The sequence below is a fragment of the Nordella sp. HKS 07 genome, assembly GCF_011046735.1.
In the GTDB taxonomy this organism is placed as follows: domain Bacteria; phylum Pseudomonadota; class Alphaproteobacteria; order Rhizobiales; family Aestuariivirgaceae; genus Taklimakanibacter.
Genome location: NZ_CP049258.1, coordinates 2,309,992 through 2,336,227 on the forward strand (window position 1 = coordinate 2,309,992; position 26,236 = coordinate 2,336,227).

The following is a 26,236-nucleotide window of genomic DNA, read 5'->3' on the forward strand; positions in this document are numbered from 1 at the left end:
TGCCGGCGCATGATCAACCGGGAAAACTAAAATCCGCTTGCGCTAGGCCGCGAGCTTGCCCGGCTCGCAGATGGGTGTCGCGGTGCCGTCCTTGAGCGCGGCCTTGAGATCGGCGGCGATGACCTGCGCCTCCTCGGCGTCGCGGCTCAGGAGATGGACATGGATCTCGTTGGCGCCGAGATCGCGCCAATGCGCCGCGTCCCCGGTGGCGAGATTGATGTCCCAAAAGCCGGCGAAACGGCCGGCCCCTAGAACAGTGCGCAAGGTGCCGAAGCGGCGCACCGCGAGGAAGACAGCGCCGGGAAGTGGCGCGCACTTGTCCGGCGAGTAAACGGAGTGAATGTAGCGGCGGCCAGAAGCACCATGCCAGTACCAGAAGGCCGGCTCGGTCTCGGTGCCGCCGGAAAACGGGATTTGCAGGGGTGTTCCATGAATCAACATGGAACGAATATAGAACAAACTGCCGGAACTGTCAATCGGGTTGTTACCCTGTCCCTCGAGGGCTGAGGCTAATCAGCTGCATTTCGAATAGCCGCAGCTGAGACAGGTGGCGCAGCCTTCCTGGAAGACGAGTGTCGCCTCGCCACAGCGCGGGCATTGGGCGCCGCGCTGCTGGTCGTTGACGGCCAGCGCCAGGCCCGGTTTCGCATCGGGCTTGAGGAAGCCGGTGTCGATCATGTGGCGCTCGATGACCCCGCCGATGGCGGCGAGCAGGCTCGGCACATAACGTCCGTCCATCCACTGGCCGCCGCGCGGGTCGAACACGGCTTTGAGCTCCTCGACCACGAAGGAGACGTCGCCGCCGCGCCGGAACACCGCCGAGATCATGCGCGTCAGCGCCACCGTCCAGGCGAAATGCTCCATGTTCTTCGAGTTGATGAAGATCTCGAAGGGCCGGCGCCGTCCGTCCTGCAGGATGTCGTTGATGGTGATGTAGATGGCGTGGTCGGAATCGGCCCATTTGAGCTTGTAGGTGAAGCCCGGCAGCACCTCATGGCGCGCCAAAGGCTGCTTCATGTAGACGACCTCGCCGGGCTCGGCATGGAGCACCGGATCGCGCACCGCCTCGAGCGGCAAGGCGGCCTGCACCGGCTCCGCCTTGGCAGGTTCGCCGAGCGACAGGACCGCCCCCGTCACCTCGTTCGGCCGGAACGTGGTGCAGCCTTTTAGGCCCCGGTCATAGGCTTCGAGATAGACCGCCTTGAACGCCTCGAAGGAGAGATCGGGCGGGCAGTTGATCGTCTTGGAGATCGACGAATCGATATGCGGCTGGATCGCCGCCTGCATCACCAGATGCTCATGCGGCTCGAGATCATTGACGGTGACGAAGCTGGAGGGGAGCGGCGCGTCCGCGCCCTTCAGTCCGCGCCAGAGCCGCGCCGCGTAATCCACGACCTTCTGGGTGACGCGCTCACCATTGGGCTGCAAGACCTTCCGTTCATAGGCGACGCTGAAGATCGGCTCGATACCGCTCGACACATTGCCGGCGAAGAGCGAGATCGTGCCGGTCGGCGCGATCGAGGTGAGGAGTGCGTTGCGGATGCCGGTCCGGGCGATCGCCGCCTTGATGTCGGGGCCAAGCCCCTTCACATGCCCGCCGGCGAGATAGGCCTCCGCGTCATAAAGCGGGAAGGCGCCCTTCTCGGCCGCAAGCGCGGCGCTGGCGAGATAGGCGTGGCGCTCGATCCCGGCCATCCAGTCCTTCGCCCGCGCCGACGCCTCGTCGCTGCCATAGCGCAGGCCGCACATGGCGAGCGCATCGGCGAGCCCGGTGATGCCAAGCCCGATGCGCCGCTTCGCCAGCGCTTCGCGGCGCTGCTCGGGCAAGGGATAGTTCGAGACGTCGACGACATTGTCCATGAAGCGCACCGCGAGCGGCACCAGCCGCGCCAGCTCGGCCTCGTCGAGCCGCGCCTGCTCCGTGAACGGGTCACTCACCAGCGCGGCGAGATTAATCGAGCCGAGGAGGCAGGCGCCATAAGGCGGCAGGGGTTGCTCTCCGCAAGGATTTGTCGCCTGGATCGTCTCGCAATAAGAGAGATTATTGAGCGCGTTGATGCGGTCGATGAAGATCACGCCGGGCTCGGCATAGTCATAGGTCGAGCGCATGATCTGGTCCCACAACGGGCGGGCGCGGATCGTTTTGTAGGTCTGGCCGGCGAAGACGAGCGGCCAGTCGCTGTCGGCCTTCACGGCCTTCATGAAGTCGTCGGTGACGAGGACCGAGAGATTGAACATGCGCAGGCGCTTGGGGTCTGCCTTGGCGGCGATGAAGTCCTCGATATCGGGGTGATCGCAGCGCAAGGTTCCCATCATGGCGCCGCGACGCGAGCCCGCCGACATGATGGTGCGGCACATCGCATCCCATACGTCCATGAAGCTCAACGGGCCCGACGCGTCGGCGCCAACGCCTTTGACGGCGGCGCCTTTGGGCCTGATGGTGGAGAAATCCATGCCGACGCCGCCGCCCTGCTGCATGGTCAGCGCCGCTTCCTTCAGCGCGTCGAAGATGCCGGAAAGCGAATCCTCGATCCGGCCCATGACGAAACAGTTGAAGAGCGTGACGGTGCGCGCCGTGCCCGCGCCCGACAGGATTCGCCCGGCGGGAAGGAACCGGTAATCCTTCAGGAGACCCTCGAATTCGCGCGCCCATCTGGCGCGCTCCGCCGGTTTTTCGGCTTCCGCCACCGCCTTGGCCACACGCTGCCAGCTCGCCTCCACCGTCGCATCGACGGCGGCGCCGTCCGGCCGCTTGAACCGGTATTTCATGTCCCAGATCTCGGCCGAGATCGGATCAAGATCATGACGCTCGGTGACGGACATGGGCTGCTCGCTGAACTGACCAAGCCACAGTATATAGTATTGTTCTCGTTTTGGACATGCCTGTTTTAGGCGATGTTATACTGCCCTAGCCGAACTTTGCGGGCGATCTTGTGGGGGGATCCACCACACTGGCGGATCATATTCGCGGGGGCGCCTTCCGGCGGGGTTAGTCCCTCTCATGACAATCGCGGGGAAAACGCACCAGTCGAGATGGTCTTTCGTGATAGCAAGTCTGTTGCCATTGGTGTAGCGCGCTATATCCACCGAGAAATTTCGGCCAGGCGGCGCGACTGTGACCAGCTGCTTGTTCGGGAACCGATCCCTGAATATCCGCGCTGTCGCCGCTTGATCTGAATCCGCAGTTACCAGATACGCCTTATCGAATACGTCATCCTGAGCATCGGTTATCAGGCTCAGGGCCACATTGATATCCGTCTCCTTCTCGGTCGGCCTTTTCCAGGCTCGACCGCATTTGCTGCAATCCAAATCCTCATGGACGTAGTGACCTCTGACGGTCGTGACTCCGACATTCTCAAGCGCGTTCAGATATTGCTGGTGCCGCCATTTTTTTCTTTCGTCGCCGGGGTAGAAGGCGGTGCAAAAGACCGCCTTTACGAGCTCTTCGGTTTGCTTGGGGATGAGGCGTTCACCCAACTCCCAGAGATTGCACCATTTTAGATACGGTTCACCCAAGTCATTGATTGCATGGTATAAATTGAAGCCATCATAGTAAAATGCCGCTTTCAACATGCCCTCTTAGCCTTGACATACCAGCGCCAAAAACGTATATAGCATGGTGTCAACGCGATGCGGTACGCCGCTAGCAACCCCCGGGCCTCGGCTCGGGGTTTAATTTTTTATGGACCTCTTTTTTCGCTCCGTGCTCACCTTCCTGATCGGAGGCGACCATGCCCGACCTGGAGCGCAACAAGCGCAGTGTCGTGGCCTTCTATGATCTGATGTTCAACCGGTGCCGGCCGCGCGAGGCGATCGAACGTTATGCGGGCGCGAGCTATACCCAGCACAATCCGGGCGTCGCCGACGGCAAGGAAGGCTTCATCGCGTATTTCGAAGAGGCGGCGCGCGACTATCCGGGCAAAAGTGTCGAGTTCAAACGGGTGATCGCCGAGGGCGATCTCGTGGTGCTACATTGCCGGCAGGACTGGCCGGGCGATCATGTCTGGGCCGGCATCGACATCTTCCGCCTCGATGAAGCGGGCAAGATCGTCGAGCACTGGGACGTGCTGCAGATCGTGCCGGATCAGGCCGCCAATCCGAACGGGATGTTCTGAGGCCAAATTCTCATATCACTCTCGCGCTGAGGCGCGCCCTTCCTTCACCAGCCGCGCCGTCGCCGTCTCGATCGTCTCCTGCAATCGATTCGAGAAATCGCGCCGCGACAGGCCCGGCTCGATCACGGGCAATATCTCGACCACGATCGTGCCCGGATAGCGCAGGAACTTGCGCCGGGGCCAGAACAGGCCGGAATTGAGTGCGATCGGGAGACAGGGCAGGCCCAGATGCAGGTAAAGGGCGGCCGCTCCCGGCTTGTAGTCGGGGGCCGCATCGGGCGCGGTGCGCGTGCCTTCCGGGAAGATCACCAGCTGGCGGCCCATTTTCGCCGCTTCCCTGGCGCGCGCCAGCATGGTCTTGAGACCTTGCGCGCCGGCCGAGCGCTCGACCGGGATCATGCGGAATTTCGGGATGAACCAGCCGAACAGCGGGATGAAGATAAGCTCGCGCTTCAAGACCATCGCCGGATCATCGAAGAGCGGCAGCAGCGCGAAAGTGTCCCAGGTCGATTGATGCTTGGACGCCACCAGCACCGCGCCCGCGGGGATATTCTCGCGGCCCCTGACCTCGAGCTTCGTGCCGCAGATCACTTTCAGCCACCACAGGCTGGTGGTCGCCCAGGCCTGCAGAGCGCGGATCGACCATTTGCGCGGGGTCACATAGAAGGGCGAGCCCAGCACCAGGAACAGCACCAGATTCACATAGAAGACGATATTGTAGACGAACGAGCGGAACCAGGTCACCGGAGACTCTTCAGGATGCGCAGCAGCGTCACGCGCGACGTGATGAGGCAGATGAGTGTCACCACCAGCGGCACCGCTGCCAGCGAGAGATAATTCTGCGTCAGGTGACCGCCCGAAAAGGAGAGGAATTCCTGGGTGATGGCGGCGAAGCTTTCGGGCGCCGCCCCCGCCGCCAGAAAGAAGGTGAGGATGCCGAGCACGAGGCCGATGACACCGGCGGTGAGTCCGGTGCGCAGGAAGCGGCCCCAGACCTGGCGCGCGATGAAACTGTCGCGGGCGCCGACGAGATGCAGCACCTCGACCACTTCCCGATTGGCCTCGAGTGCCGCGCGCGTGGCGAAGACGACGATGGCGATGGTGCACAGGCCGATCAGGGCCAGGATGGCATAAGCGAGCGTCGTCAGCACGCGCGCCATGCGGGTGAGTTCGGCCTGCCAGCGTTTATGCGTGTCGAGGCTGACGCCCGGCACCTCATTGCGCAGAGCGGTTTCGAGCGCGGCGAAATCCGGCGGGTTGCCGGGATCGATCTCGATCGCGATGAGGCGCGGCACGGGCAGGTCCTCCAGCCCGTCGATGCCGCCGATCCACGGCTCGAGCAGGTCGATCGCCGCTTTTTCGTCGAGCACCGTGACATTCAGGACACCGGGCGTGGCCTTGAGAATGGCGGCCGCCTTGGCGAGATCGTCCTCCATGTTGCGCCCCTGGATCTCGCGGATCTGAACGGTGATCTCGCGCGACAGATCGCCGGTCCAGGCCTCGACCGAGCGGTTGATCAGTACGAGGCCGCCCGCCGCCAGCACGGCCAGATAGCACATCACCGCCATTGCGAGAGTGAGCGTGCGCAAGGGCGCCGCGTCGGGCGGGATGATGGCTTCGGGACGATGCGCGGCCTGGTCGGTCATGCCGTCATTCCAAAATGGGGCGCGGGCTGCTTCTTACCCTCGCCCCCCACGGGGGAGAGGGAGGGGCCCAATGCGAAGCATTGGGAGGGTGAGGGGGAACGGACAGCAAAAGTCCTGAATCTGAGGCTCGGAATTCTCCGTCGGTTCCCCCTCACCCTAGCCCTCTCCTCCGCAGGGGGAGAGGGGATGAGTGTCGATGCACCACAGGAGATTCTCATGCCGCCAGTCTCAATTCGCCCTGATCGAGGGTCATGACCGGCATCCGCGCCTGGGCGATGAGCTGCGCGTCATGGGTGGCGATCAGCACAGTGGTGCCGAGGCGGTTGAGCTCGAGGAACAATCTCAGCAGCCGCTTGGCCAGCGCCGGATCGACATTGCCCGTCGGCTCGTCGGCGAGCAGCAGCTGCGGCTTGGCGATGACGGCGCGCGCGATCGCGGCGCGCTGCTTCTCGCCGCCCGAGAGCACCTGCGGCATCACGCGCGCCTGCTCGGCGAGCCCCACCCATTTGAGGAGTTCCATGACATCGGCTCGATACCTTTCTTCAGCCAGCCCCGCCACGCGCAACGGCAGAGCGACATTCTCGTAAGTGGTCAGATGGTCGAGCAAGCGGAATTCCTGGAACACGATGCCGATACGGCGGCGCAGCAATGGCAGGTCCTTGCGACCGATCTGTGTCGTGTCCTGGCCGAACACGCTCATGAAGCCGCGCGTCGGCGCCATCGACAGAAACAGGAGGCGCAGAAGCGATGTCTTGCCGGCGCCCGATGGCCCGGTGAGAAAACGGAACTCACCCGGCGCCAGGATGAAGGAGACGTCCTTCAGGATCTCCGGCCCATGCCCATAGCGCAGGCCGACATTTTCGAGACGAACCATGTGGTCCCCTTCAGCATTAGAGCGCCGGACAGTCTGATAGAATCCGGTGCTCTAACTCTTTGATTTGAGCATCGGATTATCCGAAAACCGCTTCGCACTTTTCGGTCCGATGCTCTTAACGCCGCCTTAACCCTGTTTGCGGTTAATCTTCAAGACCATAGGGACAGTCGGGCCCTGGTCTCGAATCGTTTCAACGGCACCCTCGGAATGATAGTCGCCTGCCCCGCTTGCGCAACTCGCTATGACTTCCCCGCTACGCGCTTCAGCGCCAGCGGCACCATGGTGCGCTGCGTCGAATGCGGCCATAATTGGATCGAGTGCCGTCCCACCGAGATCATCGACGTGGCGCCGAGGCCCGTATCTCATTCCGTCTCTCCGGTGCCGGCTGCCGCGCCATTGATCGATGTCCGCCCCGACGAGGACCGCGAGATCCGCCGCCTGACCGAGGCGGCCCGCCTGGCGCGTGAGGATTTCGTCGCCGCCCAGCGCCGCCGACGCCATAGGCTTTGCGGCTGGGGCGCCTTCGCCGCCGCCGCCGTCACGCCTTTCATCGCCGCTTTTTCGATGCCCGAGGCGACGGTGCGTCTCTTCCCGGTCAGCATGCGCGCCTTCGAGCAGGCCGGCATCGGCGTCAATATCTACGGCCTCGAGGTGCGCCGCGTCGAGCAGCAGCATCTGATCGTCGACGGCACCCGCGTCATCGCGATCAAGGGCGAGATCGTCAATGTGAGCGAGGGGGACCGCAAGGTTCCCTCTTTGCGCTTTACCTTGCAGGATGCAGGGGCCGCCGCGGTCTATGCCTGGACGCTCGATTCCGCCATAAGGCCCCTGCGTCCGGGGGAAATCACCACCTTCACCACCCGCGTCGCTTCGCCGCCGGAAACCGCCGAAAATGTGCAGATTCGCTTTGCCCATGCCGATGAAATTGGCGTAAATCCCCGCCATGAGTCACATTGAAATAGACGGCCACCGCATCGCGGTGTTGTTCTCCGAAGCCCAGATCTCCGAACGTATCGAAGCCATCGCGCAGGCGATCGCCAAGAAGCAACCGCACCGCCTCCTGGTCGTGCCGGTGCTGAAGGGCAGCTTCGTCTTCGCCGCCGACCTCATCCGCGCCATGCACCGCGCCGGCCTGTCGCCGGAAGTCGATTTCATGATGCTGGCGAGCTATCGCGACAAGACCCGCTCCTCCGGCAAGGTCGATGTATTGCGCGACGTCGAATCGCCGATCGAGGACCGCGACATCCTGCTCATCGACGACATCCTCGAATCGGGCCGCACGCTGGCCTACGCCAAGGACCTGCTCGCCGCGCGCGGCGCCCGCAGCGTTTCGACCGCCGTGCTGCTCGAAAAGCCCGGCCATCTCGCCGCCGACATCGAGGCCGATCACCGGGGCTTCGTCTGCCCGGACAAGTTCGTCGTCGGCTATGGTATGGACATGGCGCACCAGTTCCGCGAACTGCCTTTCGTCGGTCACGTGCTGACGGCGAAGTGACGATTTAAAAATGAGCGAGATAGCCGCCGTCGACCGCCAGCATGTGGCCGGTGACATAGGAGGCGGCGGGTGACGCCAGAAAAACGACGGCGCCGGCAATTTCCTCGGGCCTGCCCCAGCGCCCGAGCGCGGTGCGTTGCCTGAGCCACTCGGCGATGCGCGCATCGGCGACGAGCTGTTCATTGGTTTCGGTGGCAAAAAAGCCCGGCGCCACGGCATTGACCGTGATGCCATGCGCCCCGAGCTCGGCGGCAAGTGCCCGGGTCAGCGCCAGAAGGCCGCCTTTCGCCGTCGTATAGACCGCATCGCCCGAATTGGCGACGGGGCCCGCGATCGAGGTGATGTTGACGATGCGCCCGCCTTGCGCCTTGCCGATCATCAGCTTCACCGCCCGCCGGCTGAGCTCGAAGGGCGCCACCAGATCGGCCTCGATGAGCTTGCGCACATCGCCAAGGGTGAAATCGAATATGGGGCGGCGGTCGCGCAGGCCGACATTGTTGACCAGTATGTCGAGCCCGCTTTGCTCGGCGGCGATCCGCGCGAAGGCCGCCTCGACCTGCGCCTCGTTGGTGACGTCGAAGGCGATGGGTGATGCCGAAGCGCCCGCCGCCCGGATCTGTTCGGCCGCCCGCTCGAGAGGTTCCGGTCTGCGCCCGTTCAAAGGACGTGAGCGCCGGCTTCGGCCAGCGCCTTGGCGATGGCGAGGCCGAGGCCTCGTCCGGCGCCGGTGACGAGCGCGGTCTTGCCCGCAAGCGCGAACAGCGTGCTCATTATTTCGCGCGCGGCAGCTTCACATCGAAAGAGACGAGCGCCGGCCTGAGCCGCGGCAGCATGCGGCGCGAGCGCTTTCGGGTCGACACGGCATAGACCTGTTTCACCGCCTCGACGATGATGACGCCGGAGAAAGCCGGTGAGGTCCTGAGACCCAGCCTTTCCCAGGCCGCCGCCGACTTGAGGAGCAGGCCGCGCTCGGAGGGCGGCATGAATAAAGCCTGCGACCAGCCGACGGGCGAGAACTTCGTTTCCTTGAGCGCCTGTTGCAGTTGCGAGCGCGAATAAGGCTGGCCATAGCCGAAAGGTGTCGCATCCGAACGCGCCCACAGGCCGCGCCGGTTCGGCACCACAATCACCAGCCGGCCTTGCGGCGACATGACCCGCCAGATTTCCTGCAGCATCTCGGAGGGCTGGTCGGTGAGCTCGAGCCCATGGATGACGAGCGCGAAATCGACCGTGCTTTCGAGCAGCGGCAATTCGCATTCCTCGACCAGGGCGGCGGCATTGGGCTGGCCTTCCGGCCAGTGCAGCACGCCGCGCTGCGCCATCATGAAGACAAGGCTGCGCTCGGCACCATCGGAGGGATGATCGAGATAGGGTGCCGCGAATCCCAGGCCCAGCACCGTGGCGCCGGTGAGATCGCCGAAACGGTCGCGCAAGCGATGCGCGATCAGCCGGCGAGTCGCCTGGCCGAGCCGGCTTGCGTAGAATTCGCGTAGATCGGCAACATCCATTATAAGGAAGATAGGTATTCACAAGGCTGCGGTCACGCACCAATTTCGACCAAGGGAAACACGCTGTTGCCTCAGCTCGACCTTCACCCTTTCATCTGCCGTGAGGACAATTATGGCGTCCTCGTCCACGACGCCGCGACCGGCCAGACCGCCACCATCGACGCGCCCGCGGCCCCCGCCATCGAGCGCGAACTTGCGCGCAAGGGCTGGAAGCTTACCCATATCCTGACCACGCACCACCATACCGACCATGTCGAGGGCAATCTCGCCCTCAAGGAGAAATGGGGCGCGACGATCATCGGTCCCAAGGCCGAAGCTGCCCGCATCCCCGGCATCGACCAGCGAGTCTCGGGCGGCGACTCTTACGACTTCGCCGGACGGGAAGTGAAGGTTATCGCCACTCCCGGCCATACCAAGGGGCATATCGTGCTGCATCTGCCGGAAGAGAAGCTGCTCTTCGCCGGCGATACGCTGTTCGCGCTCGGCTGCGGCCGGGTGATCGAGGGCACGCTCGCCGAGATGTGGACCTCGCTCGACAAGTTGCGCAAGCTGCCGCGCGACACGGTCTTCCATTGCGGCCACGAATATACGGAATCGAACGCCCGCTTCGCGCTCACCATCGAGCCCGGCAACGAGGCGCTGGTGAAGCGCGCCGCCAGGACCAAGGCGCAGCGCGCCAAGTCTGAGATGACCTTGCCCGGCACGATCGGCGAGGAGCTCGACACCAATGTCTTCCTGAGGCCCGAGAGCAAGGAGATCCGCTCCATCCTGAGCATGGCGCTGGCCGGCAATGCGGATGTCTTCGCCGAGGTCAGGAAGCGCAAGGACGCTTTCCGATGACACTCGGGGCCAGCGATATCATCCGCCTGCTGGATCTGAAGCCGCATCCCGAAGGTGGCCATTATCGCGAGACCTGGCGCGCCGATGCCGCCCTGGGCGAGCGTTCCGCCGGCACCGCCATCTATTACCTCCTGGGTGAGGGCGAGATCAGCCATTGGCATCGGATCGATGCCGAAGAGATATGGCATTGGCATGCGGGGGCACCCCTCGCCCTCGGCCTCTCGCATGACGGGCGCCATGTCGACCTCAATCACCTCGGCCCCGATCTGGCCAGCGGCCAGCGCCCGCAGGTGATCGTGCCGCGCTTCTGCTGGCAGACGGCGCGCTCGCAAGGCGCATGGACGCTGACAAGCTGCACCGTCTCGCCGGCTTTCGCCTTCGACGGCTTCGAGCTGGCGCCGAAGGACTGGGCGCCGCATTGATTGTTTGACGTAGGTGTCGAACCGATATGATAGCTAGCGACTCTTGAAAAGCAGGTCCTTCGCGGCGATCACCGCGCCTGCGGTGATGAGCAGGCAGGCGATGAGGATCGACCAGTGACAGGCGGCGTAGCCCGTCGCGATCAGGACCAGCGTGGAGAGGAGCGGCGAGGCGTAGGACGAGGCGCCGAGCGCCATGATGTCGCCGCGCTTGACGCCGAGGTCCCAGCTGTAGAAGGCGGCCCCCACCGGAAAGAGGCCGAGGCCCAGTATCGCCAGCCACTGGCCCGCCGTCTCAGGCCATAGTGTCGTCTCGAACAGAAGATGGCAGATAAAGGCGAGGGCCGAGGTGATGAGGCAGTAGCCCGCCACCACATCGGTCGAGACCCGGCCGAAGCGTCGCGACAGCACCGAATAGGAAGCCCAGATCAGGGCGCAGGCGAAGCCCAGCGCATGGCCGGGACCGAAGCCCTGCGCGAGGCCCAGGCCCTGGCCGCGGGTGATCACCAGGCCAGCGCCCAGAAGTCCGACGACGACACCGATGATGTGATGCGCCTTCAGCTTCTCGCCCGGCAGCAAGGCCGAGAAGGCGACAAGGAAGAGCGGCCAGAGATAGGCGAGCAGGCTCACCTCGACCGGCGGTGCCGCCCGTATGGCGGTGAAATAGACGAAGTGATAGCCGAACAGCCCGGCGATGCCGAGCGCCCAGACCCGCCAATCGGTGGGCATCGTCGCAAGTATGCCCGGCCGGAACGGCCAGGTGGCGACACCGAGCAGCCCGCCGACGAGGAAGGTCATGGCGGCGAGTTGGAAGGGCGGTACCTGGCCGCTGGCGGCGGTCAGGAAGGCCAGCACCGCCCACATGAGGACGGCCGTGAAGCCAATAAGCGTCGCGGTATTGCGGGACAAGAGAGCCTCGAAATATTCCCCTCCCCGTTGCGGGGGCGAGGCGCGGCGGCGAAGCCGACAAAAAGGTCCAGTGGACCTTTTTGAGCGACGAGCGCCCGAAGCGCAAGCGGAGGGCCGGACGGGTCAGCGCTGAGGGAGTTTGGGAATCACACCATATATTGGCCGCCATTGGCGGTGAGCACCGAGCCGGTGATGAAGCCGGAATGATCAGACGCCAGGAAGACGACGCAGCGCGCGACTTCCTCCGGCTGGCCGAGGCGGCCGACCGGGATTTGCGGGATGATCGACTTGTCGAGCACCTCCTTGGGCACCGCCATCACCATCTCGGTGGCAATGTAGCCGGGGCAGATGGCGTTGACGGTGATGCCTTTCCTGGCATTCTCCTGCGCCAGCGCCTTGGTGAAGCCGATATCGCCGGCCTTGGAGGCGGAGTAGTTCACCTGCCCCATCTGGCCCTTCTGCCCGTTGATGGACGAGATGTTGATGATGCGGCCGAAGCTGCGCTCGCGCATGCCTTCGATGAGCGGCCGGCACATGTTGAACAGCGAGTTGAGATTGGTGTTGATCACCTGATACCACTGCTCGGACGTCATCTTGTGGAACATGCCGTCCTTGGTGATACCGGCATTGTTGACCAGGATGTCGACCGGCCCGATCTCGGCCTCGATGGCCTTGAGATTGCCGGCGCAGGCCTCGTAGTCGCCGACATCCCATTTGCGCACCGCGATGCCGGTCTCGGCCTTGAACTTGGCCGCCGCCTCGTCATTGCCGGCATAGTTGGCCACCACCTGATAGCCCTCAGCCTTGAGCGCCCTGGCGATGGCCGCGCCGATGCCGCGTGTTCCGCCGGTTACGACAGCAACTCGTCCCATGTGTCCTCACCCCTTGCCTGTTGTCACCTCACCTCGTCCAGCATCTACGGGTCTTCACGCCCGCTCGACGCACATTGCGATACCCATGCCGCCGCCGATGCACAAAGTGGCGAGGCCCTTCTTCGACTTGCGCCTGCCCATCTCGTGCAGCAGCGTGACCAGGACGCGGGCACCCGACGCCCCGATCGGATGACCAAGCGCGATGGCGCCGCCATTCACATTCACGATATCACCCGACCAGCCCATGTCCTTGTTGACCGCGCAAGCCTGCGCCGCGAAGGCTTCGTTGGCTTCGACCAGATCCAGATCCTCGACCTTCCATCCCGCCTTCTTGAGCGCCGCGCGCGACGCCGGGATCGGGCCCGACCCCATGATGGCGGGATCGACGCCGGCATGCGCCCAGGAGACGATGCGGGCGAGTGGCTCGAGACCGCGCTTCTCGGCGTCCTTGGCGCTCATCAGGATGACGGCCGCCGCACCGTCATTGATGCCGGAGGCATTGCCGGCGGTGACGGTTCCGTCCTTCTGGAACACCGCCTTGAGCTTGGCGACCTGGTCGAGGGTGGCGCCGAGGCGGATATATTCGTCCTGGTCGACGACGATATCGCCCTTGCGCGAGGGGACGGTGACGGGGGCGATTTCGTCCTTGAACCGGCCGGCCTTCTGGGCCGCCTCCGCCTTGTTCTGCGAGGCGACCGCGAAATTGTCCTGGGTGTCGCGGGTGATCTGCCACTGGCGGGCGACATTCTCGGCCGTGTTACCCATATGATAGCCATTGAAGGCGTCCCACAGGCCGTCCTTGATCATCGTGTCGATCATCTGGAAGTCGCCCATTTTCACGCCATTGCGCAGATGCTGGCAGTGCGGAGCGAGCGACATCGATTCCTGGCCGCCCGCCGCCACCACTTTGGCATCGCCATTGGCGATCTGCTGCAGGCCTAGCGCCACCGCGCGCAAGCCCGAGCCGCACAACTGATTGACGCCCCAGGCCGGGCTTTCGACCGGAATGCCGGCGGCGATCGCCGCCTGGCGGGCCGGATTCTGCCCCTGCCCCGCGGTCAGGATCTGACCCAGTATGACCTCGTCGACCTCCTTGGGCTCGACCTTGGCGCGGCTCATGGCGGCCTTGAGCGCCACGGCGCCGAGCGCATGAGCGGAGATGCTCGACAGCGCGCCATTGAAGGACCCGACAGGGGTCCGTGCGGCCGAGACGATGACGACGGAATGATCAGAATTTGCCATGAAAGAGGCCTCCGGTGCTGGGTTGCGGAACATTAAGCCCGACTATCGCGGGCGTTGCAATGCGCGCTTTCAGCCAAGATGGATATTCTTTTTGCGCTTGCAATTGTGCACCGCACGGAGCACCCTTTGCGGGTATTTCCCGGCGGATTATGCGATTTGGCGGGAATGGCGCAGCAGCAGACTATCCAACGAGATTGCCGGCAGGCAGCACGGGCTTGGGTAAGGGAGACGGAGTTTGAGCGGCGAACAGACAGCCACCGCCAATGCGGTCGTTATCAAGAAATACGCGAACCGGCGTCTCTACAACACCGCGACCAGCACATACGTGACGCTCGATGACCTGGCCGAAATGGTCAAGAAGGGCACCGATTTCGTCGTCTATGACGCCAAGACCGGCGAGGAGATCACCCGCTCGGTCCTGACCCAGATCATCTTCGAGGAAGAGGGCAAGGGCCAGAATCTGCTGCCGATCCGCTTCCTGCGCCAGCTCATCCGTTTCTATGGCGACAGCATGCAGGCCTTCGTGCCGGGCTATCTGGAGATGTCGCTCGAATCGCTCACCAAGGAACAGGACAAGCTGCGCCAGCAGATGGCCGAGATCTGGGGCGCCGACCCTTTCAAGGCGATGCAGGAACAAACCGAGCGCAATATGGTGATGTTCCACGACGCCATGCGCATGTTCAATCCCTTCACCGCCGCCATGGCGGGCCAGCAGGGCCCGCCGAAGCCGGCCGAGACGGCAAAGCCGCGTGAGGCGCAAGGCGGCAAGGACGACCTTCAGGCCCTGAAGGATCAGCTCTCCGCCATGCAGCGCAAGATCGACGCCATCGCCGGCGGGAAATAGCCTGCCCTTGCCCCCTGAAACGGGGAGGCGCAGATCTCAATCCCGGCCGCGGCGGAATTGTGCGTTGAGGGCATCGATGGCCAGCCTGAGCCGCGACATGTCGGGTTCGTCGTTTTCCTCGAATGTCGGGCGCGGGGGCTCGACGCGCGCATTCGGCTCCTCGCGCACCGCAGGGGTCTCGCTTTTTTCCGCGATCGCCGGCCTGCTCGCGGTTTCTGGCTTGGTCTCGGCAGGCGGCGCTTCCCCGTCGCCGTCACCCGGCCAGGGAATGTCGAGCGAGGCCTTGCCGAACAGATTGCCCTGCAGGTAGTCCGCCCCCAGCTGGCGCAGGAACTCGGCGTCTTCCGGCGTCTCGACCCATTCGGCGACGGTCTTGATCTGGAACTGCCGCGCCATGTCGATCAGGGAACGGACGAAATACTGGTTCTCCAGATTTTCCGCCAGATTGGCGCAGAAAGAGCCGTCGAGCTTCAGGATATCGACACTCAGCGCCTTGAGATTGCGGAACGACGTATAGCCGGCGCCGAAATCGTCGATGGCGACGCGACAGCCGAGATCGCGCAGCGTGCGGGTGAAGCGCACCGTCTCGTCGAGATCGCCGAGCGCCACCGTCTCGGTGATCTCCACCGTGAGGCGCGGCGTGACCTCGCGATGGGCTTTCAGGATCTCGGTCAACTGCCCGAACCAGCGCGGGTCGGTGGCGGTGATGCCGGAGACGTTGAAGGTGAGGTGGGCTTGCGGATAGGCGAGCAGCGTCGAGACGGTGAGTTGCGTCACCGTGCGGTCGATGAGGCGGACGAGGCCGAGCTTCTCGGCGATCGGAATCAGATGCGCCGCGGCGATCATGTCGCCGCGCGCATCGGCCATACGCAACAGCGCCTCGTGCATCACCACATCGCTGGTCGTCGCATCGACGATCGGCTGGAAGGCGAGCTTGAAACGGTCCTCCTTGAGGCAGGCGACAATCTCATGCGCGGCGCGCGCATTGATGCTGCGCTCGGAAATGAGCTTCTGCGACGGCTTGTAGACGACGAAGCCGTCGGACGGCATGCGCTTGGCCTCGGTCAGGGCCTCCTCGGCGCGCGCCATGGCGGTGTTGGCGTCGGCGGCATGGCCCGGCAGGATGATGGCGCCGATCGACAGCATGGCCCATACCGGGCCGTGCTCGGTTTCGATGACGCTCTCGCGCGCCACCTGCAGGAAGCGCTCCGCCGCGACGGCGAGCTCGCGCTCGTCGCAATTGTTGAGGATGATGGCGAACTTGCTGCCCGAATAACGCGCGATCGGATCGCCGGCGCGCACCACGTTCTTGAGACGGCGCCCAACCGCGATGATGACTTCGTCGGCCACCTCGAAGCCATAGGCATCGTTGACGACGGCGAGATTGTTGATGCCGGCGATGACGAAGGCGCGGGCGACGCCCTCTCTGTCGGCGGCGATGATCGCCTCGTCCAGGGCTTCCGCCATGCGGCCGCGATTCATCATGCCGGTAAGCGGATCGCAATTGCCGAGGAAGTTCAGATGCTGGTCGCGCGAATGGCGGTCGTCGATGCGGCGCACGATGCCGAAGGCCTCCGCCGGCCGACCGTCGGCGCCGGCATACCAGCGTCCGGTGTCCTCGAGCCAGTAGGCGGTCTTGCCGTTCTTGCCGTCGGGCCGGAACAGATATTCGATCTGATAGGGGGATGCCCTCGCCCTCGTCCTTGTAGACGGTGCGCATCACCGCGTCATAGCGGGTGGTGAAATTGTCGATATCGAGTAGGGCCGCGTAGGACCGCCCGGTGGTGAGCCGGCCCGCCGGGCAATGCAGGATTTCCGGCGCATTGGCGCTCCAGAAGATCTCGTCCGATTCGATCACCCAGTGATAGGCCGCCTCGCCGACCGCGAGCACCGCCATGCGCACCCGCTCCAGCTCCTCGGCGCTGATGACGCGCGCCAGCGATTCGACCGGACCCGCCGCGCGCTCGGCATAGCTGCGTTCTTCCGCTTTCTTCTGCGGATCTGCGCTGGATGATCTCGGTGATGGTTCGCTCAAGCGGCCTCCAGAGCGCTGATGAGATAAGATTACTCGCCGGCCGGCAAATTGCCAGCCATCCTTGCCCCGGCCAAGTTAACGGGCAATTGGTAAATTAAGTGAGAAATGGCGAGAGGGCTAGAGCGCTGGTTGTTCTCATGGAATCGCCTCGGCGCTCTATCTCTTTGTTTATACGCATCGGCTTATCCGAGAACCGCACGCATGGTCGGGCAAGCCCGACCACAAGGTTCTCGGGCCGATGCTCTAATAGCCGAGCGCCATTCCATCCTTGCGGAAGTCCGAGCCGCCGGCGAGGACACCCTGCTCGCGATCGAAAAGTATGGCCTGCCCGCCGCCGAAAGGCTCGGCCGCCTGGGCGACATCATGGCCGAGCGCCGCGAGGCCTCTGCGCAGAGCTTCATCACAGCCAGCCTCGATTTCGACACGGCCCTGATCGGGAAAGGCGCGCGGCAGATCGAGCGTTTCCTGGACGTCGAGACCGTAGACATAGCGGTTGAGCATGACGCCGACATGGCCCATCGGCTGGAACGACCCGCCCATGACGCCGAAGGACATGTCGATTAGGCCTTTGGCGCGCACCATGGCCGGTATGATCGTGTGCAGTGGACGCTTGCCGGGCCCGATGCAATTGGGATGCTTGAGGTCGGTGACGAAATTTGCGCCGCGGTTCTGCAACGCGATGCCGCTCTTTGGCGTGACGATGCCGGAGCCGAAGGCCCAATAGATCGAATTGATGAAGGACACGGCCATACCGTGGCAATCGACGACGGTGAGATAGACCGTGTCCGAGCCCGGCATTGGGATCAGGTTCTCCGGGCTCTTCAGCGCCCGCTTCATGTCGATGAGGCCGGCAAGCTCCGTTGCCGTCTTGTCGCTCAAGAGATCCTCGGGCGCGACCGTCATATGCTCGCGCTCGGCGATATGGCGATTGCGCAGCACCCAGGCGAGCTTCATCGCCTCGATCTGCAGATGGTAGCGCTCGACGCTGCTTACACCATACTTCGCCATGTCAAACTGCTTGAGGATGTTAAGCGCGATGAGCGCCGTCAGCCCCGAACCATTGGGTGGTATTTCCGCAAGCTCGACACCGGCGAAGGAAGTGGAGATCGGCGCGACCCAGCTCGCTTTCGTTGCGGCGAGGTCATCGAGCGTGAGCAGCCCTCCCCGGGCGCCGAGATGGCGGACGATCTCCTCGGCGATCTCGCCGGCATAGAAACCGTCGCGGCCGCGCTCGCCGATGAGCTTCAGCGTGCGCGCCAGCGCCGGATAGCGCATCACCTCGCCTTCGCGCGGTGCGCGCCCGTCTTTCAGATAGTGAAGCTTCGCACCTTCGTCGTGGGCGAGATCGTCCGCGTCCAGCGCCCAGTCCTGGGCGACGCGCGGCGTCGTCGGCACGCCCTCTTCGGCGAGCCGGGTCGCCGGCTTGAGCGCTTCCTTGAGATCTATCGTCCCGTGCCTGGCGAGAAGTGCCGCCCACGCATCGATGGCGCCCGGCACCGTCACCGCATGCACGCTCTTCGGCTCTATGCCGGCGAGCCGTGCCGACTTCAGCCAGTCGGCATCGGCGCGCCGGCCGGCGCGGCCCGATCCATTGATGCCCTCTATCGTGCCATCGTTCTTTCCGATGAGCGCGAAGCAATCGCCGCCGATGCCGGTCATATGCGGCTCGGTGATGCAGAGAACGGCGGATGCGGCGATGGCGGCATCGGCCGCATTGCCACCATTCCTCATAATATCGAGGGCCAGAAGCGTCGCCAGAGGCGATGATGTTGCGGCCATGCCCGCAGTGCCATAGGCGACCGAGCGGCCGGGAAGCTGGAAGTTACGCATGCTTCCGTTTAGCGTGGGCTTGCGCATCTATCCACTGCCTTCTCGGCTCGCTCGGGCCAGAGTGTCGCAATTCGCTTCAGGATGCCGTTTCGCGCTCGCCTTGCCGCAATGGCCTGTCTATTGTTCGCTCCTCTTTTCGCAATTTCGAGACTGGGAGGAAGTCACCGTCATGGCCACCGTCAAGAGCGACATCGAGATCGCCCGCGAAGCAAAGATGAAGCCGATCCTCGAAATCGGCAAGAAGCTCGGTATCCCCGCGGACGATCTGATCCCCTATGGCCATACCAAGGCCAAGCTGTCCTTGGACTTCATCTCGGGGCTCTCCAAGAAGAAGGACGGCAAGCTCATCCTCGTCACCGCGATCAACCCGACGCCCGCCGGCGAAGGCAAGACGACGACGACGGTCGGTCTCGGCGACGGCCTCAACCGCATCGGTAAGAAGGCGATGATCTGCCTGCGCGAGCCGTCGCTCGGCCCCTGCTTCGGCATGAAGGGGGGCGCCGCCGGCGGCGGCTATGCGCAGATCGTGCCGATGGAGGACATCAATCTCCATTTCACCGGTGACTTCCACGCCATCACCGCCGCGCACAACCTGCTCTCGGCGATGATCGACAACCATATTTACTGGGGCAACGAGCTCGGCCTCGACACGCGCCGCATCTCCTGGCGCCGCGTGATGGACATGAATGACCGCGCGCTGCGCGACATCGTCTGCTCGCTGGGTGGTGTGGCCAACGGCTTCCCGCGCGAAGCGGGCTTCGACATCACGGTCGCCTCCGAGATCATGGCCATCCTCTGCCTTGCCACCTCGATCGAGGATCTCGAGCGCCGCATCGGCCAGATCGTCATCGGTCACAAGCGCGACAAGGGCCAGGTGCTTGCCAAGGACATCAAGGCGGCCGGCGCCATGACGGTGCTGCTGAAAGACGCGCTTCTCCCCAATCTGGTGCAGACGCTCGAGAACAATGCGGCCTTCGTGCATGGCGGTCCCTTCGCCAATATCGCCCATGGCTGCAATTCGGCAATGGCGACCAAGGCGGCGCTCAAGCTCGCCGACTATGTTGTCACCGAGGCGGGCTTCGGCGCCGATCTGGGCGCGGAAAAATTCTTCGACATCAAATGCCGCAAGGCGGGCCTGCATCCCGACGCGACGGTGATTGTCGCCACGGTGCGCGCCCTCAAGATGCATGGCGGCGTCGGCAAGGACGATCTCAAGAAGGAAAATGTCGAGGCGATGAAAAAGGGCCTCGCCAATCTCGGCCGCCATATCGAGAATGTGAAGAAGTTCGGCGTGCCGATCGCGGTCGCGGTCAATCACTTCATCAGCGACACCGATGCCGAGGTGAAGGCGATCACCGATTTCTGCCATGACCACGGCGTCGAGGGCTTCAAATGCACGCACTGGGCCGATGGCGGCAAGGGCACCGAGGCGCTGGCGAAGCATGTGGCGGCGCTCGCCGACAAGGGCTCGAGCCAGTTCTATCCCATCTATGACGACGCCATGCCTTTGTGGGACAAGGTCAAGACCATCGCGCGCGAGATCTACCGCGCCGACGACATCGTCGCCGACAAGTCGGTGCGAGACCAGTTCAAGGCCTATGAAGCCCAGGGCTACGGCAAGTTCCCGATCTGCATGGCCAAGACGCAGTACTCCTTCTCGACCGATCCCAACCTCAAAGGCGCGCCCTCGAACCATGTGGTGCCGATCCGCGAGGTGCGGCTGGCGGCGGGTGCGGAATTCATCGTCGTCATCTGCGGTGACATCATGACCATGCCGGGCCTGCCCAAGGTGCCTTCGGCCGAGACGATCGGCCTCGACGCCAAGGGCCAGATCGCCGGATTGTTCTGAGCCGACGGATCGGCTCGGGGCGTTTCGGTGCGGCCGACGGAAACGCTCCGAGTGCGCTAGTTCGGCTGAGTAGTCGGAGGCGGAGTCCCCACGGTCGTCGGCGGCGCCGTGCCGGTGTTGCTGTCCGAGCTGCCCTTGGTTTCCTTGGCTTCCTTGAAGCCGACGAAATCGAGGATGCGGTTGCGCGGATCGTCCTCGCGGTGACGGCGGATCAGGCTCTTTTCGCCCCCGCCGAAGTAGAAGCTGAGACCGCCGGTGACGTTGTAATAATCGTCTTCGCCGATCTTTGCGCCGAAGGACGCGGTGAGCCCGTCGGCGAACTGAAACTCCATCCCAGCCCGCAGGAATTCCTGGTCGCCGATGATGCTGCCGCCCACCGACAGCCGGAAGTCGTCGGTCGCGTAGAAAGCGGCATCGACGATGCCAAAGCCGTCGCTATCCGAGCCGTCGTCGGAATCGATGTCGACATAGCCGCCCCAGGCTTCGAGGCTGAATTGGCCGAAATAGAGCTCGGCCTCAGGTCCGACCGCCCAGATATTGGTGTCGCCAGCATCGAAATAGCCGCCCGTTACGCCGAGCAGATAGGACTCGGGGTCGCGCGTGAAGAGATGCGCGGCGCCGCCATAGGTCGTCCTGTCCAGCTCGTCGATCACGCCGACATCGGCCTGGAAGCCGAAATCGCAGCCCAGGGGCATGCTGAGCGAACCCAGTCCGCTCACCAGCGCATCGCCGCCCTGGTCATCGTTTTCGGAATATCCGCCAAGGGCCTCGACCTTGCCGTTGAAACCCGAGACTGCGCAGAGCGGCTCATTGATGATGTCGGCGGCCTGGACCGCGGGCACCTGATTGATCAAGGCAAGAGCAAGCGCCGAACTCGCGCTCAGCAGCGACGTCTTCAAGGACATAGGCGTTCCCCCCGACTGCCAGTTGGTGTGCGATGGATGAACTTACCGGAGATCGCGATCGTTTCCCATGGGGAATGATGCGCGGTTGCTCGCCGCCAACAAGAAAATTCCGCGGCGTTGCATTTTGATCACAGCGGAAATGGAAAAGATTAACCCCGCCTGACAATGAAATATTGAAATTTCCGCGTCTTTTCCGCTCGCTAGACTGAGGAAGCGGTAGGAATCCACGACAGGCATTCGTCCGCCAGCCTCAGGTATTCCGTATTTTCGGTCGCTGCGAAATTCTTCAGAGCGGCATCGAACAGCTCACAATAGGTCTGCGTTTTCTCCTCATCCTGCATGGGGAAGGTGCGCAAATGCTCGAACTCGAGCCTGGCCCAGCCATTGACGGGATCCGGCTCGCCACACCGACGCAGCAACGCCGACTGCTTGGCGATCTGGGCATTCAACACCAGAGAGAACCGCCTTGTCATTGAAGAATTATCACCATGCAACCTATAGTCGACGAGCGCATCGGCCAGATTTGCCAGCTTGAAGCGTTCATCCAGACGTAGCCAAAGGTCCAAATCGCTCGCGACGTCGAATTGCCTCCTGAGACCGCCGCACTGCTCGAACGCCGCTTTCCTGATCATGGCCGCAGGATTGCCGATCGGGCCGACGGTCGCATTTTCGAGCGCCGCATGGCAGGCCTCGGCGGTGAGTGGATAGGAGGCTGTTTTCCCCGTGAGCTTTCCCTCGCGATCGATATACCGCAGGCTGCCGCCAAGAGCCGCAATGTCTTCGTTCCTCTCCATGAACGCAACCTGCAGCGCCAGTCTTTCCGGCAGGGCCACATCGTCATGATCGAGCCGGGCCAGCAGCGCGAATCGCGCTTCGGCGCTTCCCCGATTGAAGGCAGCCGCTTCGCCACCATTCTCCTGGTGGATGACACGGACGCGCTTGTCGACTCGCGCATAGCTTTCGGCGACGGCGCCGGATGAATCGACCGATCCGTTATTCACGACGATCAGCTCGAATTTGCCGTGCGTCTGCAGAAGCACGCTCTCGATCGCCTGAGCGAGGTACGCCGCGCCATTATAGACGGGAATGATGACGGACACGCCTGTCTCGCCGCTCGCGGCCAAGACGGCAGATGCCCGCCTTGCCTTCGGCACGGCCGCATTGCGGCTGAACACGATAAGATTCCGCTGATAGTGATCGTCGGCGCGGGGATCGCGGGCCAGCGCCGGACGCAAGCAATCCACGGGCCTATATCCGCGGCGCGTAAAGAGTGTAGTCCAGGAGGCGCGCAGCCGGTTTGTATCGATCGCACCGCGAGCTTCCGGTCGCGCAAAAGCGAATACGATGACCGGCGCGATAGAAGTGAGCCGCAAGACGAGTTGCTTGCCCTGCGTCGCCGAAGAGACGCCAGGAGGCTCGAAACAGCAGACGAGATCAGCCGCACGGGCGTCCGGGCCCCCTTCCCTCTCATCGTGCGCCGATGCAATGCCGAGGCGAGAAAATTCGCGCGCCCAGATCCCGGAGCCGCGCCCGATGCAGGCTACGGATTCGAAGGCGAAGTTATCGAGCAGGATCGGCACCGCGACTTCGGCGACGAAGCGCAGCCGCGCCTCGTTCAGATCGTAGGGTTCGTCATCGTCAATAACGTCCGATCTCACAGAATCGGGACTTTTGTCATCGCCCGATTGCACGGCCAGCTCCTTGCGGATGGTGGCAAAGATGCGGTCGGCTTTCTGCCATCCCAGAAGCTCACGGAAATGGTTGTGCATTTCCGCGCTATCCCAGCCGATCTCGTCAAAGCCGATGAGATAGTTGCGGATCCGGTCTTCCCATTTATTGGGATAGGGCGCTCCCATCGGCCGGCCAAAGCGATGCAGCCAGCGCAATGACGGCATACACAGCGTGCGGCCACCGGCTTGCCGGAATCTCTCATGGATATACCCTTCCTCGCCGCCAAAGCCGCGGAAAGCCGGATTGAAACCGGGCCAAGCGCGTCGGCGGCAGGCAAAGACCCCGAGACCCTGCAAAGGAATCTCGAAAGGCTGCCCGTCGGACTCCAGCCCGCCGAGATCCTTGGCCCACTGCCCGAACATGCCGTCCCGCCAGCCTTCCGACCAATGAGTGCTGACCTTCGTGAGATCGTTGGAGATCATCGGCCCCTGAATCAGATCGATGCTGGAAGGCGCCGTACGGAAATAGTCGATGAGCTTCCTCAGGCTGCCCGGCGCGAGCAGCACATGGCAATCCATGCACAGCACGAATTCGCCGCCCGCTTCGCTGAAGACGCGGTCGCGCACGGCCGTTCCGGTCACATCGTCGGCGGGGATGTAACGCAAATTCGCGACATCCTTCTCGAGATCCTTGAGTGCCGCGCCGCACGGTCCGTCGGGATGATTATCGATGACCAGAAACTCCACCTCTTCGAGGATCTCCGGATGGTAGAGGCGAATGGCCTGCAAGCTGAAATAGACGCCGTCATAGTCGTCATAGGTCGCCATGCCGATCGTCATGAAGGGCGAGAACCGCCGCGTGCTGCGTTCAGGAACGGGATGGCGGCGTGTAGATGCGGGGTCGGAGCGTCCGATTCCGGAGACGAACCGGTCCAACGCATCAGGTGACAGTTTCTCATCGATCACGAGCCTGACGAGCCGATCGAGCAGACCATCAATCTGCCGATAGTCGGAATAAGTGAGAGCGATGGCGGGTGTGTCCCGCGCCAGTTCGACAATCCAGTAATCCGTTTCCAGGGGTGGCGACTGCAATTGCGCCTTGACGAGGCGCGCGGCGGAAGCAGTTTTGAGTTTTTCGATACGCGCGCGCGCATCCGGCACATAGCGGGGAAAAATGATCATCCCGCAGGGACAGGCATCGTCCCCGGCGCGCCAGGAGTCCTTGATACCAACATGAATCTGCGCGGCGGTACGGGCCATGGGCGCCGTGCCGAACTCGGCAAGCCCGACCAGATGAGCGGCGGCATCGGCGGCAAAGGTGAAGGGCGCCGGATAACCACCGACCGACCCGGCGTCATCGACGACGGCGACCTGGTCATCGGCGATGAGCGCGAAACCCTTCTCGACGAACCACGCGGCGAGCGATGACTTTCCGCAGGCCTCAGGACCGGCGAGGAGCACGGCGCCGTCGCCCCATTTCACCGCGGCGGCGCGCAGTATCGGAACGCCTGCTTTTTCCGCGAGCCGGGTGGCGAGACAGGCGCGCAGGCGCTCGAGCACGTCGCCGCGCTTCAGTCCAGCCTCCCTCAGCCCACCATCGCCCGTCAGCACGTAGCTGCGATCACCTGCGTCACGGACGACGATCCTTTCATCGCCACCGGAGAAGGTCGCATCACGCTTCAGGCTGGTGAGAAGGCCAGCGCTGAGCAGATGATGAGGCAGCTCGATCGCAACGGTGTGCTGACCCAATTGGACGATGACTTCGCTCATCACCTCATCAGCCTTTGCGCAGAGAGATCACCGTCGGCGTTCAGCGATTGCGAAGCCTGACGAAGACGAGTCTCCACAGCTCTTCATGTCCTCAATTCGCGTGCCCTCGAATGCTATGGCATGACGGGCGGCGCGTCGAGGATAAGCTGAATTCGTTTGCGCGAACTATACCGCCTCGCCCCGCAAGAGCTTCGGCACATGGCCGGTCTCGCCCGCCGCTTCGCGCATGAAGAAACCTTTGAGCGCCCCGACGCTGCCGGCGGCGCGCAGGCCGACGCCACGCAACGCCCTCAGCGCCGGATTGTCGTTCGAGAAGAGCCTGGTCAGTCCGTCGGTCGCCATCGCCGTAATCACCGTGTCGAAGCGGCGCCAGCGCGCATAGGTTTCGAGCACGGAGGCCGATCCCGGATCGAGGCCGAGCTTCACCGCCTCGGCGATGCTCTCCGCCAAAGCGGCGACATCGCGCAGCCCCAGATTGAAGCCCAGCCCGGCGATCGGATGGACGACATGCGCCGCATCGCCGATAAGCGCCAGCCTCTCAGCCGTGAAGGACTGGGCGATCTGCATGGAGAGCGGATAAGCGTGGCGCGGGCCGACCACTTCGATCTCGCCCAGATGGCCGCCGAAGCGGCGGGAGAGCTCGGCCAGAAAGGCCTGATCGTCGAGCGCGATGATGCGCCTGGCGTCGTCGCTGCGCTCGGTCCACACCAGCGAGCTGCGATTGTTCGGCAAGGGCAGGATGGCGAAGGGGCCGGAGGGGAGGAAATGCTCCTCGGCGCGGCCGTTATGCGGCCTTTCATGCGCGACGGTGGTGACGATGCCGGTCTGGTCATACGACCAGCCAGAGGTCGCGATGCCGGCCGCCTTGCGGGCGGGGGAGGCGCGGCCGTCGGCGGCGATGAGAAGCGAAGCCTTGGCGATATCGCCGGCTTCGGTGCCGATGCTCACAAATCCCGGTCCGAAGCTGTAGGATGCGATGCGCGTGTCCGTCCTGAACCGGACCGTCGGCGAAGCGAGCGCCGCGTCGAGCAGCGCGCCATAGAGATGGCGGTTCTCGACCATGTGGGCGGAGGGTTCGCCGCCGTGATCTTCCTCGCCGAAATGCAGCAGCGCCGGTCGCGCCGTGGCGCCGAGCTTCGAGTCGGTGATGATGATGTCGCGCATGGGCTGGGCATGGGGAAGGATCGCCTCCCACACACCGAGCGCGTCCAGCATGCGCCGCGACGAGGCGGTGATGGCCGAGGCGCGGCCGTCGAACGTGTCACGCGCGTATTTGGTCGGATCGGCCTGATCGAGGATCAGGATGTCGAGCGGCCGGAGCGCTTTCGGCCCGGCCAGCGCCACGGCCGCCGCAAGTCCGTTGAGGGCCGCTCCCGCGATCAGAATGTCGGCTTTGTCCATGGCGATGAGAAG

General features: G+C 63.7%; 22 protein-coding genes and 1 pseudogene. 7 read left to right on the top strand and 16 right to left on the bottom strand.

Annotation, left to right across the window (positions count from 1 at the left end; all coding sequences use genetic code 11):
• Positions 1 to 42: 42 nt before the first annotated feature.
• From G5V57_RS10780 to G5V57_RS10790, 3 genes are all read right to left on the bottom strand, one after another.
• Positions 43 to 441 (bottom strand): hypothetical protein, encoded by a 399-nt coding sequence (locus tag G5V57_RS10780; RefSeq protein WP_165167497.1) that lies wholly within the window; start codon positions 439 to 441, stop codon positions 43 to 45.
• A gap of 72 nt (positions 442 to 513) precedes the next feature.
• Positions 514 to 2,823 carry an adenosylcobalamin-dependent ribonucleoside-diphosphate reductase gene (locus tag G5V57_RS10785; protein ID WP_165167498.1) on the bottom strand — a complete coding sequence of 770 codons (2,310 nt, stop codon included), beginning with the start codon at positions 2,821 to 2,823 and terminating at the stop codon, positions 514 to 516.
• A 75-nt stretch (positions 2,824 to 2,898) separates the two neighbouring features.
• Positions 2,899 to 3,573: an NYN domain-containing protein gene (locus G5V57_RS10790; protein WP_165167499.1), complete on the bottom strand. Its 675-nt coding sequence runs from the start codon at positions 3,571 to 3,573 to the stop codon at positions 2,899 to 2,901.
• Positions 3,574 to 3,731: 158 nt separating this feature from the next.
• Between G5V57_RS10790 and G5V57_RS10795 the strand changes: the two genes are divergently transcribed.
• A complete protein-coding gene (locus tag G5V57_RS10795; RefSeq protein WP_165167500.1) occupies positions 3,732 to 4,115 on the top strand; it encodes a nuclear transport factor 2 family protein in 384 nt (127 codons plus the stop codon).
• A gap of 15 nt (positions 4,116 to 4,130) precedes the next feature.
• On the opposite strand, the gene G5V57_RS10800 is transcribed toward G5V57_RS10795, so the two are convergent.
• The 3 genes from G5V57_RS10800 to ftsE form a co-directional block, all read right to left on the bottom strand.
• Positions 4,131 to 4,859 carry a 1-acyl-sn-glycerol-3-phosphate acyltransferase gene (locus G5V57_RS10800; protein ID WP_165167501.1) on the bottom strand — a complete coding sequence of 243 codons (729 nt, stop codon included), beginning with the start codon at positions 4,857 to 4,859 and terminating at the stop codon, positions 4,131 to 4,133.
• Entirely contained in the window at positions 4,856 to 5,761 is a 906-nt protein-coding gene (locus G5V57_RS10805; RefSeq protein WP_165167502.1) for an ABC transporter permease, read from the bottom strand. The genes G5V57_RS10800 and G5V57_RS10805 overlap by 4 nt, the downstream gene beginning before the upstream one ends.
• 214 nt (positions 5,762 to 5,975) lie before the next feature.
• On the bottom strand, positions 5,976 to 6,635 hold the full coding sequence (gene ftsE / locus G5V57_RS10810; RefSeq protein WP_165167503.1) for a cell division ATP-binding protein FtsE: 660 nt from the start codon (positions 6,633 to 6,635) through the stop codon (positions 5,976 to 5,978).
• A 207-nt stretch (positions 6,636 to 6,842) separates the two neighbouring features.
• Here ftsE and G5V57_RS10815 point away from each other — a divergent pair, with 207 nt between their 5' ends.
• Positions 6,843 to 7,592, top strand: a complete 750-nt coding sequence (locus G5V57_RS10815) for a zinc-ribbon domain-containing protein (protein WP_165167504.1) — start codon at positions 6,843 to 6,845, stop codon at positions 7,590 to 7,592.
• A complete protein-coding gene (hpt, locus tag G5V57_RS10820; protein WP_165167505.1) occupies positions 7,579 to 8,130 on the top strand; it encodes a hypoxanthine phosphoribosyltransferase in 552 nt (183 codons plus the stop codon). Before G5V57_RS10815 ends, hpt begins: the two co-directional genes overlap by 14 nt.
• Positions 8,131 to 8,134: 4 nt before the next feature.
• Here hpt and G5V57_RS10825 read toward each other — a convergent pair.
• Positions 8,135 to 8,901, bottom strand: a pseudogene (locus G5V57_RS10825) (SDR family oxidoreductase).
• Positions 8,901 to 9,638 (bottom strand): class I SAM-dependent methyltransferase, encoded by a 738-nt coding sequence (locus G5V57_RS10830; RefSeq protein WP_165167506.1) that lies wholly within the window; start codon positions 9,636 to 9,638, stop codon positions 8,901 to 8,903. The pseudogene G5V57_RS10825 and the gene G5V57_RS10830 overlap by 1 nt, the downstream one beginning before the upstream one ends.
• 66 nt (positions 9,639 to 9,704) lie before the next feature.
• Between G5V57_RS10830 and gloB the strand changes: the two genes are divergently transcribed.
• Positions 9,705 to 10,478, top strand: coding sequence for a hydroxyacylglutathione hydrolase (gloB, locus tag G5V57_RS10835; protein ID WP_165167507.1), 774 nt, complete (start codon positions 9,705 to 9,707; stop codon positions 10,476 to 10,478).
• Complete coding sequence (locus tag G5V57_RS10840) at positions 10,475 to 10,900, top strand: cupin domain-containing protein (protein ID WP_165167508.1); 426 nt, start codon at positions 10,475 to 10,477, stop codon at positions 10,898 to 10,900. The genes gloB and G5V57_RS10840 overlap by 4 nt, the downstream gene beginning before the upstream one ends.
• Positions 10,901 to 10,933: 33 nt before the next feature.
• On the opposite strand, the gene G5V57_RS10845 is transcribed toward G5V57_RS10840, so the two are convergent.
• The 3 genes from G5V57_RS10845 to G5V57_RS10855 all read right to left on the bottom strand — a co-directional run bounded on the left by G5V57_RS10845 (position 10,934) and on the right by G5V57_RS10855 (position 13,920).
• Positions 10,934 to 11,806: a DMT family transporter gene (locus G5V57_RS10845; RefSeq protein WP_256378663.1), complete on the bottom strand. Its 873-nt coding sequence runs from the start codon at positions 11,804 to 11,806 to the stop codon at positions 10,934 to 10,936.
• Positions 11,807 to 11,952: 146 nt separating this feature from the next.
• The gene (locus tag G5V57_RS10850) at positions 11,953 to 12,678 is read right to left on the bottom strand and encodes a beta-ketoacyl-ACP reductase (protein WP_165167509.1); all 726 of its coding nucleotides are present in this window, start codon (positions 12,676 to 12,678) and stop codon (positions 11,953 to 11,955) included.
• A 54-nt stretch (positions 12,679 to 12,732) separates the two neighbouring features.
• Positions 12,733 to 13,920 (bottom strand): acetyl-CoA C-acetyltransferase, encoded by a 1,188-nt coding sequence (locus G5V57_RS10855; protein ID WP_165167510.1) that lies wholly within the window; start codon positions 13,918 to 13,920, stop codon positions 12,733 to 12,735.
• A gap of 235 nt (positions 13,921 to 14,155) precedes the next feature.
• Between G5V57_RS10855 and phaR the strand changes: the two genes are divergently transcribed.
• Complete coding sequence (gene phaR, locus G5V57_RS10860; protein ID WP_165167511.1) at positions 14,156 to 14,764, top strand: polyhydroxyalkanoate synthesis repressor PhaR; 609 nt, start codon at positions 14,156 to 14,158, stop codon at positions 14,762 to 14,764.
• 36 nt (positions 14,765 to 14,800) lie between these two features.
• Here phaR and G5V57_RS10865 read toward each other — a convergent pair whose 3' ends face one another.
• On the bottom strand, positions 14,801 to 16,324 hold the full coding sequence (locus G5V57_RS10865; RefSeq protein WP_165167512.1) for a bifunctional diguanylate cyclase/phosphodiesterase: 1,524 nt from the start codon (positions 16,322 to 16,324) through the stop codon (positions 14,801 to 14,803).
• 718 nt (positions 16,325 to 17,042) lie between these two features.
• Complete coding sequence (locus G5V57_RS10870; protein ID WP_165167513.1) at positions 17,043 to 18,629, bottom strand: gamma-glutamyltransferase family protein; 1,587 nt, start codon at positions 18,627 to 18,629, stop codon at positions 17,043 to 17,045.
• A 169-nt stretch (positions 18,630 to 18,798) separates the two neighbouring features.
• Between G5V57_RS10870 and G5V57_RS10875 the strand changes: the two genes are divergently transcribed.
• Positions 18,799 to 20,478 carry a formate--tetrahydrofolate ligase gene (locus G5V57_RS10875; protein ID WP_165167514.1) on the top strand — a complete coding sequence of 560 codons (1,680 nt, stop codon included), beginning with the start codon at positions 18,799 to 18,801 and terminating at the stop codon, positions 20,476 to 20,478.
• A 56-nt stretch (positions 20,479 to 20,534) separates the two neighbouring features.
• On the opposite strand, the gene G5V57_RS10880 is transcribed toward G5V57_RS10875, so the two are convergent.
• The 3 genes from G5V57_RS10880 to G5V57_RS10890 all read right to left on the bottom strand — a co-directional run bounded on the left by G5V57_RS10880 (position 20,535) and on the right by G5V57_RS10890 (position 26,224).
• Positions 20,535 to 21,383 (bottom strand): hypothetical protein, encoded by an 849-nt coding sequence (locus tag G5V57_RS10880; protein WP_165167515.1) that lies wholly within the window; start codon positions 21,381 to 21,383, stop codon positions 20,535 to 20,537.
• Between the two features lie 200 nt (positions 21,384 to 21,583).
• A complete protein-coding gene (locus G5V57_RS10885) occupies positions 21,584 to 24,823 on the bottom strand; it encodes a glycosyltransferase (RefSeq protein ID WP_165167516.1) in 3,240 nt (1,079 codons plus the stop codon).
• A gap of 165 nt (positions 24,824 to 24,988) precedes the next feature.
• Positions 24,989 to 26,224, bottom strand: a complete 1,236-nt coding sequence (locus G5V57_RS10890; RefSeq protein ID WP_165167517.1) for an FAD-dependent monooxygenase — start codon at positions 26,222 to 26,224, stop codon at positions 24,989 to 24,991.
• Between the last annotated feature and the right edge of the window lie 12 nt (positions 26,225 to 26,236).

What these genes read in the sequence shown, in the direction of transcription:
- hpt (WP_165167505.1), top strand. Translation starts at nt 7,579, where the DNA reads ATGAGTCACATTGAAATAGACGGCCACCGCATCGCGGTGTTGTTCTCC.
- G5V57_RS10875 (WP_165167514.1), top strand. Translation starts at nt 18,799, where the DNA reads ATGGCCACCGTCAAGAGCGACATCGAGATCGCCCGCGAAGCAAAGATG.
- G5V57_RS10870 (WP_165167513.1), bottom strand. Translation starts at nt 18,629, where the DNA reads ATGCGTAACTTCCAGCTTCCCGGCCGCTCGGTCGCCTATGGCACTGCG.
- G5V57_RS10880 (WP_165167515.1), bottom strand. Translation starts at nt 21,383, where the DNA reads ATGTCCTTGAAGACGTCGCTGCTGAGCGCGAGTTCGGCGCTTGCTCTT.
- G5V57_RS10795 (WP_165167500.1), top strand. Translation starts at nt 3,732, where the DNA reads ATGCCCGACCTGGAGCGCAACAAGCGCAGTGTCGTGGCCTTCTATGAT.
- G5V57_RS10785 (WP_165167498.1), bottom strand. Translation starts at nt 2,823, where the DNA reads ATGTCCGTCACCGAGCGTCATGATCTTGATCCGATCTCGGCCGAGATC.
- G5V57_RS10780 (WP_165167497.1), bottom strand. Translation starts at nt 441, where the DNA reads ATGTTGATTCATGGAACACCCCTGCAAATCCCGTTTTCCGGCGGCACC.
- G5V57_RS10830 (WP_165167506.1), bottom strand. Translation starts at nt 9,638, where the DNA reads ATGGATGTTGCCGATCTACGCGAATTCTACGCAAGCCGGCTCGGCCAG.
- G5V57_RS10855 (WP_165167510.1), bottom strand. Translation starts at nt 13,920, where the DNA reads ATGGCAAATTCTGATCATTCCGTCGTCATCGTCTCGGCCGCACGGACC.
- ftsE (WP_165167503.1), bottom strand. Translation starts at nt 6,635, where the DNA reads ATGGTTCGTCTCGAAAATGTCGGCCTGCGCTATGGGCATGGGCCGGAG.
- G5V57_RS10840 (WP_165167508.1), top strand. Translation starts at nt 10,475, where the DNA reads ATGACACTCGGGGCCAGCGATATCATCCGCCTGCTGGATCTGAAGCCG.
- G5V57_RS10790 (WP_165167499.1), bottom strand. Translation starts at nt 3,573, where the DNA reads ATGTTGAAAGCGGCATTTTACTATGATGGCTTCAATTTATACCATGCA.
- G5V57_RS10850 (WP_165167509.1), bottom strand. Translation starts at nt 12,678, where the DNA reads ATGGGACGAGTTGCTGTCGTAACCGGCGGAACACGCGGCATCGGCGCG.
- G5V57_RS10885 (WP_165167516.1), bottom strand. Translation starts at nt 24,823, where the DNA reads ATGAGCGAAGTCATCGTCCAATTGGGTCAGCACACCGTTGCGATCGAG.
- G5V57_RS10805 (WP_165167502.1), bottom strand. Translation starts at nt 5,761, where the DNA reads ATGACCGACCAGGCCGCGCATCGTCCCGAAGCCATCATCCCGCCCGAC.
- G5V57_RS10815 (WP_165167504.1), top strand. Translation starts at nt 6,843, where the DNA reads ATGATAGTCGCCTGCCCCGCTTGCGCAACTCGCTATGACTTCCCCGCT.
- G5V57_RS10890 (WP_165167517.1), bottom strand. Translation starts at nt 26,224, where the DNA reads ATGGACAAAGCCGACATTCTGATCGCGGGAGCGGCCCTCAACGGACTT.